The sequence below is a fragment of the Rhodoferax sp. genome (genome assembly GCF_037143375.1).
GTDB lineage: Bacteria > Pseudomonadota > Gammaproteobacteria > Burkholderiales > Burkholderiaceae_C > Rhodoferax.
Map to the genome: position 1 here is coordinate 1 of NZ_JBAWYV010000162.1, position 6240 is coordinate 6240.

The window sequence follows — 6240 nt, forward strand, 5'->3', positions numbered from 1 at the left end:
TCACCATGCTGGCCTTCCTGATCAAGGCCTGCGTGTCAGCGCTCAAGAAATTCCCCGATTTCAACAGCTCGCTCGACGGCGACGCGATCATCTACAAGCAGTATTTCCACATCGGTTTTGCGGCTGACACACCCAACGGCCTGATGGTGCCGGTGATCAAGGATTGCGATAAAAAAGGCATCTTCCAGATATCGCAGGAAATGAGCGATCTGGCCAAGAAGGCGCGTGACGGCAAGCTCAGCCCGGCAGAAATGTCTGGCGCTTCGTTCACCATCTCGTCCTTGGGTGGCATTGGCGGGCGTTACTTCACGCCAATCATCAATGCGCCTGAGGTGGCGATTTTGGGTGTCTGCAAATCGACCATGGAGCCGGTGTGGGATGGCAAAGCGTTCCAGCCGCGCCTGATGTTGCCGTTGAGTTTGACGTGGGATCACCGAGTGATTGACGGCGCCGCTGCGGCCCGCTTCAACGTCTATCTGGGCCAGATCCTGGGCGATTTCCGCCGGGTTTTGCTCTGAGTGACCCAAGCAAGAGGCGGCAGTGTGCGGGGCATTGGGCCCCGCCTCATGCTGCCAAAGGCCCAGAAATCGGCGGAGCCCAACACCCCGCACACTGCGGTGAGCGTTGTGGCCCACCAAGGGTTTAAGAAAAAAACGTACTGATTGATTGGTAATAAAAAATGGCACTTATCGACATCAAAGTTCCCGACATTGGCGACTTCGCCGAAGTCACCGTCATCGAACTCATGGTCAAACCGGGCGACACCATCAAGCCCGAACAAAGCCTGATCACCGTGGAAAGCGACAAAGCCTCCATGGAGATTCCCTCCAGCCACGGCGGCGTGGTGAAAGAGCTCAAGGTCGCGCTGGGCGACAAGGTCAAAGAAGGCTCGGTCGTGCTGGTGATGGAAGTGGCGGGCGACGCTGCGACCCCGGTTTCAGAGTCAAAACAGGCTGTAGCCCCCGTCGCACCTGCGCAAGAAGCTATAAATACAGTAGCTACTCCAGCGCCAACCGCTTCCAGCTTTGCGGGCACGGTCGATCTGGACTGCGACCTGATGGTGCTTGGTGGCGGCCCCGGTGGCTATTCGGCTGCCTTCCGCGCGGCTGATTTGGGCCTCAAAGTGGTTCTGGTCGAACGCTACGCCCAATTGGGTGGCGTCTGCCTGAACGTGGGTTGCATCCCGAGCAAGGCGCTGCTGCACGTAGCCGCCGTGATCGACGAAGTAAGCCACCTGGCGCCACTCGGTGTTGATTTTGGTGCGCCCAAGATCAACGTCGACATGCTGCGCGGCCACAAAGAAAAAGTCATCACCAAGCTCACTGGCGGATTGGCCGCGATGGCCAAGATGCGCAAAGTGACCATCGTGCGCGGCTACGGTGCCTTCGTCGGCGCCAATCACATCACCGTGGAAGAAACCACGGGCACGAGCCAAGAGAAAACCGGCAAAACGCAAACCATTGCGTTCAAACGCGCCATCATCGCGGCCGGTTCGCAAGCCGTGCGCCTGCCGTTCATGCCGAACGACCCGCGCGTGGTGGACAGCACCGGCGCGCTGGCTTTGAAAGAAGTCCCCAAGCGCATGCTGATCTTGGGCGGCGGCATCATCGGTCTGGAGATGGGCACCGTTTACAGCACGCTGGGCGCCCGCCTGGATGTGGTGGAAATGATGGATGGCCTGATGCAAGGCGCTGACCGTGACCTGGTCAAAATCTGGCAAAAGATGAACGCGCCACGCTTTGACAACATCATGCTCAAGACCAAAACGGTGGGCGCCAAAGCCACACCCGAAGGTATTGAAGTGACGTTTGCACCAGCGGAAGAGGGCGGAACCTGCCCCGCACCGCAGACTTACGACTTGGTTCTGCAAGCGGTGGGCCGCACGCCTAACGGCAAGAAACTGGCCGCTGAAAAGGCCGGGGTCGCTGTGACTGATCGCGGTTTCATCAACGTCGACATCCAGATGCGCACTAACGTTCCCCACATCTTCGCCATTGGCGATATCGTCGGCCAGCCGATGCTGGCGCACAAGGCGGTGCATGAAGCGCATGTGGCCGCTGAAGTGATTGCCGGTGAACTGCAAGGCAACAAAGAGCTCGCAGCCGCCGCCTTCAACGCCCGCGTCATCCCCAGCGTGGCCTACACCGACCCCGAAGTGGCCTGGGTTGGCCTCACGGAAGACCAGGCCAAAGCGCAAGGCATCAAGGTCAAGAAGGGCTTGTTCCCCTGGAACGCGTCAGGGCGCGCCATTGCCAATGGCCGCGACGAAGGCGTCACCAAACTGCTGTTTGACGATTCGCCAGAAGCGCACGGCCACGGCAAGATTCTGGGCGGCGGCATGGTTGGCACCCACGCCGGCGACATGATCGGCGAAATTGCCCTGGCGATTGAAATGGGCGCGGATGCGGTCGATATCGGTAAAACGATTCACCCCCACCCCACGCTGGGTGAATCCATCGGCATGGCGGCGGAAGTGGCACACGGTAGCTGCACAGATTTGCCGCCAGCACGGAAGTAAACCGCTAACCGCTATTAATTAAATAGCTGGCCGCGCAATCCCTACGGGGGCTGCGCGGTTTTTTTATCTGTATGTTTTAAGATTCTGTAGTGACTTCGCCAGGCGTTGTGTCAGACTTCCGGTTAGGGGTTGCCACGGTTGCCTGAATAGAATAGCGAACATTCCCCGTGTTCTGGTCGGGGAACGCAACATAAAGCCTGGCATTGAAATACAACGCTGGGCTTTCATTCACATCAGGACTCTCAATGAAGTTTTCCCTCCTTGTCGGTGGTGTTTTTTTTGCAGCAGCGCTGACCGCCCAGGCGCAAGACAGTAGCTTGCCTTTATGGGAAGTTGGTGCTTTCGCGGGCCTTGCTTCGACGCCTGCCTATCCCGGATCTGCCGAGCGCTCGTCACGCGCGCTGGTGCTTCCCTTTTTGATATATCGAGGGGATGTGCTGCGTGTCGACCGCAGTAGCTTTGCCGCACGTATCGTCCATGCTGATGACTACGAGGTTGATGTTGGTTTTTCAGGTGCTTTACCGGCCAGTTCAGATGACATTGCGGTACGCCGTGGTATGCCTGACTTGGGGACCTTGCTCGAGTTTGGTCCACGTCTGAAGATGACCTTGGCTCGGCCAACGCAGACCAGTCGCATTCGGCTGGAAGTGCCGTTGAGAGCCGTAATGGAATTCAACAACGGCGTGCGCACCCAGGGCGCGTCGTTTGAGCCCGAGTTGGTGTATGAAGCCCTGGATTTAAGCTCGGGCTGGCGCTACTCCGCAAGCGGAAGTCTGGTATTTGGTGACAGCCAGTTGAATAACTATTTTTACGGTGTCTCGTCGCAATTTGCTACCGCCACACGACCGGCTTACGATGCGCAGGCGGGCCTGATTTCGACCCGCTTAGGGCTCAGCGCAGCCAAAGACATCTCACCGGATGTGCGCGTATTTGGGTTTGTCCGTTACGAGCTTTATGACGGCGCCGCCAACCGTGCCAGTCCGCTCTTCCTTCAATCCAATGGCACCAGCGTGGGCGTCGGGTTAACGTGGACACTGAGTCGTTCTGAGAGTCGCGCTGCGAACTAGAACGCGTCAACGACTTCAGCTTGCTCGAAGCGTGAGGGATCGGGGAACATGCGTTGCAAGGCATCGCGCACTTGACTCAATCGGGGGTCGTCGGGGTGGGCGTTGTCGGTGGTGTCGTTAATGCAAAAGAAATCAAGCTCACCCAATGAAGACTTCAGCACTGAAAGCTCAGCGGGTTGGTTTTTATCCCCGGTTGAAACGTGTGCATGGACGTAGTCCCGGACCTTGGCCATGCCTTGGCTTAGCGACCAGCGCAACACAAAATCAGAAACGATAGTCGGTTTGTCCCAGGTGCGAAACACGGTGGAGCGCACCATCGCGAAAAGTTCGGGTGCCAGACTTTCCAGCTCAAAAAGGACGGACTTGATCAGAGGGCGAGGTGAGTGGGCAAAGGTGCGAAAAGTCGGTGTGTAGTGCGGCACTTTTTGGGTGTTCAACTGCGTACTCAGCCACTGATGCGACAAGCGACAGGCATTGTCCAGCGCGGTGGCATCCTCCCGAAGGGGTTCGTTGCTGACGACGGGTTCATCCGACCAACCCACATACACCCCACTTTTCCAAAACCAGTCTGCCAGTTTGACCGGCGCACCAAAAAAAACATCGTCGTTAAAGTAAAAGAAACGTTCTGACAGGTTGGGGATGCGATGGATGTAAGACTCTATATGGCCGGAATCAAACGTTGGTAATGATGCTGCAGGAATCAGATCGCGGTGATCAATCACGGTGAGTTGTTGGTGCGCATGAAGCCAGGCGGGCGCTTGGGAATCTGTGACGATATAAATATGTCCATGCGCCGGGAAATATCGCTCTAGCGCACGAAGGCTGTATCGCAGTTCGTCGTTGTCCCGAAACCGCCCTTCGACATTGCTGTAAACAGCCATGGTCTTGCGCTGCTTGGCGCTTAGTTTTTCATAGGCGAGTTGGCGCTTGAGTCGCCAGCAGGGGTCATTGCCGTCGACCCAGAGGTAAACAATGTCAACGGGTTGGGAGTGATCCATAGTTTCAACAGGTCCAATCAGATGGAAGATGCCACCAGACCAAGCCCGCGATTTTACCCAGTTGACTATTTTTTGTGCAGGCTGGGTTTTTGGCCTTGTGGCAGACCCAGTGCCTCAAATACCTTTATCGCCGCCCAGGCATCGTTGGCCGAGTAAATGATCTGGCTTTCCGTTAATTGCAGATTCGACCAGTTGGAGGTGGTGGCTTTTTTGGACTTCAGGAAACGCCGATTGAACAGCACCGCTACCGCGCTACGGACACCGAGTTCTTTGACATAGCCTTTTTCCCTGAAAATATCATTGAGATCGAGGACATTTTGGGGGCGGACGCCCAAGGTTCGCATGATTTGAACATGGTCACCGGCCAGTCCAAACCCGACCTTGGAAATGCTGTTGGAGACCAGTAGCGCAGACGCCGCCTCACGGCACCCTGCGTCATGCATCTGGAATATGTAGGCGGTGTGCAATGTTGAGAATTGCACAACATGGGGTCCTGCGGAGACTTCATCCCGAACAAACGTGGGTTTTGACTCCGTATCGAAACCGAGCACGGCATGCAACTCAAGCTTTTTGAAAGCCAGTTCAGCCTCCGGCCGCGTGGAAACGACAACGATGTTGTCAAGACCAAGGCGTATGAGGGGCTCAAGCCCGGCTATTTCATCTCTGGAGGGCGCAGTTAAACGTGACATGAATTGGCCTGGTAAAAGCCGAAAGGGAAGGGCGCGCTAGCGAACAGCAGGTTCAGCGAGGGGTGCAACCTGGAGCACCGGGGGGTCTGGTTGCAAAGTCAGCACTCGGCGCGCACCGTCAAAACGACGACTCCAATACGAGATGCCCATGTCTTCGACCCGAACTTCACTACCGGGTTTGGGAGAGTGAATGAACTTGCCTTCGCCGATGTAAATGCCGACATGGCTGAAGGCTCGGCGCATGGTGTTGAAAAACACCAAGTCACCGGGTTTCAGGTCGGAGCGGTCAATGCGTTCAGTGACTGCGGCTTGCTGTTCGGCTTTACGAGGCAGGATCAAGCCGATGGTTTGCTCGAAAGTGGCGCGGACAAACCCGCTGCAGTCGAATCCGGATTCCACCGTATTGCCACCGCGGCGGTAAGGCACCCCCAAAAAACCCATGGCCGTGAAGACCAGTCCCGATGTTGTTTCACCGACGGTTTGGCGCATCTGGTCTATCTTTGCCAGCAGGCCTTTGTTGATCAGGAGTTGGTCCATCGAGTCGGTCGCATCCGCGGGTGCGGCATGCACACTGGCGGTAAATAAGAAGGCAAACAGCAGGGCTGTCGCTTTTCGCATCAAAATTTGCATGGTCGCAGTATAAGTGCCATGCCAAAAATCATGATTTACGGTCTTGGCTGCGGTTTAATCTACGCTTCACTGAATTGAACTCACTTCTCCAGAAAGCTTGCCATGTTGCTTGACGCCGCCCAATCCCAACTCGTCCTGGTGGACTACCAAATCCGCTTGATGCCCGCCATTTTTGAAAATTCCCTGGTAGTTGCCAATGCAGTGCGCTTGGGTCAGTTGGCCAAGTTGATGGAGGTACCGGTGTGGGGAACTGAGCAAAACCCGTCAAAACTGGGGGAAAACGCCGCCGAGATCAAAGCGCTTTGCGCTCAGACCTTGAGCAAGATGCATTTCAGCGG

General features: G+C 56.3%; 6 protein-coding genes and 1 pseudogene. 4 read left to right on the forward strand and 3 right to left on the reverse strand.

Going from position 1 to position 6240, the window contains the following annotated elements:
• From WCG50_RS16385 to WCG50_RS16395, 3 genes are all read left to right on the forward strand, one after another.
• A partial coding sequence (locus tag WCG50_RS16385) for a 2-oxo acid dehydrogenase subunit E2 (protein WP_336900667.1) occupies positions 1–518 on the forward strand: 518 nt, incomplete at its 5' end.
• 161 nt (positions 519–679) lie between these two features.
• Positions 680–2518, forward strand: coding sequence for a dihydrolipoyl dehydrogenase (gene lpdA / locus WCG50_RS16390; protein WP_336900668.1), 1839 nt, complete (start codon positions 680–682; stop codon positions 2516–2518).
• Positions 2519–2763: 245 nt separating this feature from the next.
• Complete coding sequence (locus WCG50_RS16395) at positions 2764–3585, forward strand: MipA/OmpV family protein (protein WP_336900669.1); 822 nt, start codon at positions 2764–2766, stop codon at positions 3583–3585.
• On the opposite strand, the gene WCG50_RS16400 is transcribed toward WCG50_RS16395, so the two are convergent.
• The 3 genes from WCG50_RS16400 to WCG50_RS16410 form a co-directional block, all read right to left on the reverse strand.
• On the reverse strand, positions 3582–4583 hold the full coding sequence (locus WCG50_RS16400; protein ID WP_336900670.1) for a Stealth CR1 domain-containing protein: 1002 nt from the start codon (positions 4581–4583) through the stop codon (positions 3582–3584). The two genes, WCG50_RS16395 and WCG50_RS16400, sit on opposite strands and share 4 nt — an antisense overlap.
• 65 nt (positions 4584–4648) lie before the next feature.
• Positions 4649–5272, reverse strand: coding sequence for a 3'-5' exonuclease (locus WCG50_RS16405; RefSeq protein WP_336900671.1), 624 nt, complete (start codon positions 5270–5272; stop codon positions 4649–4651).
• A gap of 36 nt (positions 5273–5308) precedes the next feature.
• Positions 5309–5890, reverse strand: a complete 582-nt coding sequence (locus WCG50_RS16410; protein ID WP_336900672.1) for a C40 family peptidase — start codon at positions 5888–5890, stop codon at positions 5309–5311.
• Between the two features lie 114 nt (positions 5891–6004).
• On the opposite strand from WCG50_RS16410, the pseudogene WCG50_RS16415 reads away from it, so the two are divergent.
• A pseudogene (locus WCG50_RS16415) lies at positions 6005–6240 on the forward strand (isochorismatase); the annotation flags it as partial.

Excerpts from the sequence above, each read along its gene's own strand:
- lpdA (WP_336900668.1), top strand. The coding sequence starts at position 680 with ATGGCACTTATCGACATCAAAGTTCCCGACATTGGCGACTTCGCCGAA.
- WCG50_RS16395 (WP_336900669.1), top strand. The coding sequence starts at position 2,764 with ATGAAGTTTTCCCTCCTTGTCGGTGGTGTTTTTTTTGCAGCAGCGCTG.
- WCG50_RS16400 (WP_336900670.1), bottom strand. The coding sequence starts at position 4,583 with ATGGATCACTCCCAACCCGTTGACATTGTTTACCTCTGGGTCGACGGC.
- WCG50_RS16405 (WP_336900671.1), bottom strand. The coding sequence starts at position 5,272 with ATGTCACGTTTAACTGCGCCCTCCAGAGATGAAATAGCCGGGCTTGAG.
- WCG50_RS16410 (WP_336900672.1), bottom strand. The coding sequence starts at position 5,890 with ATGCGAAAAGCGACAGCCCTGCTGTTTGCCTTCTTATTTACCGCCAGT.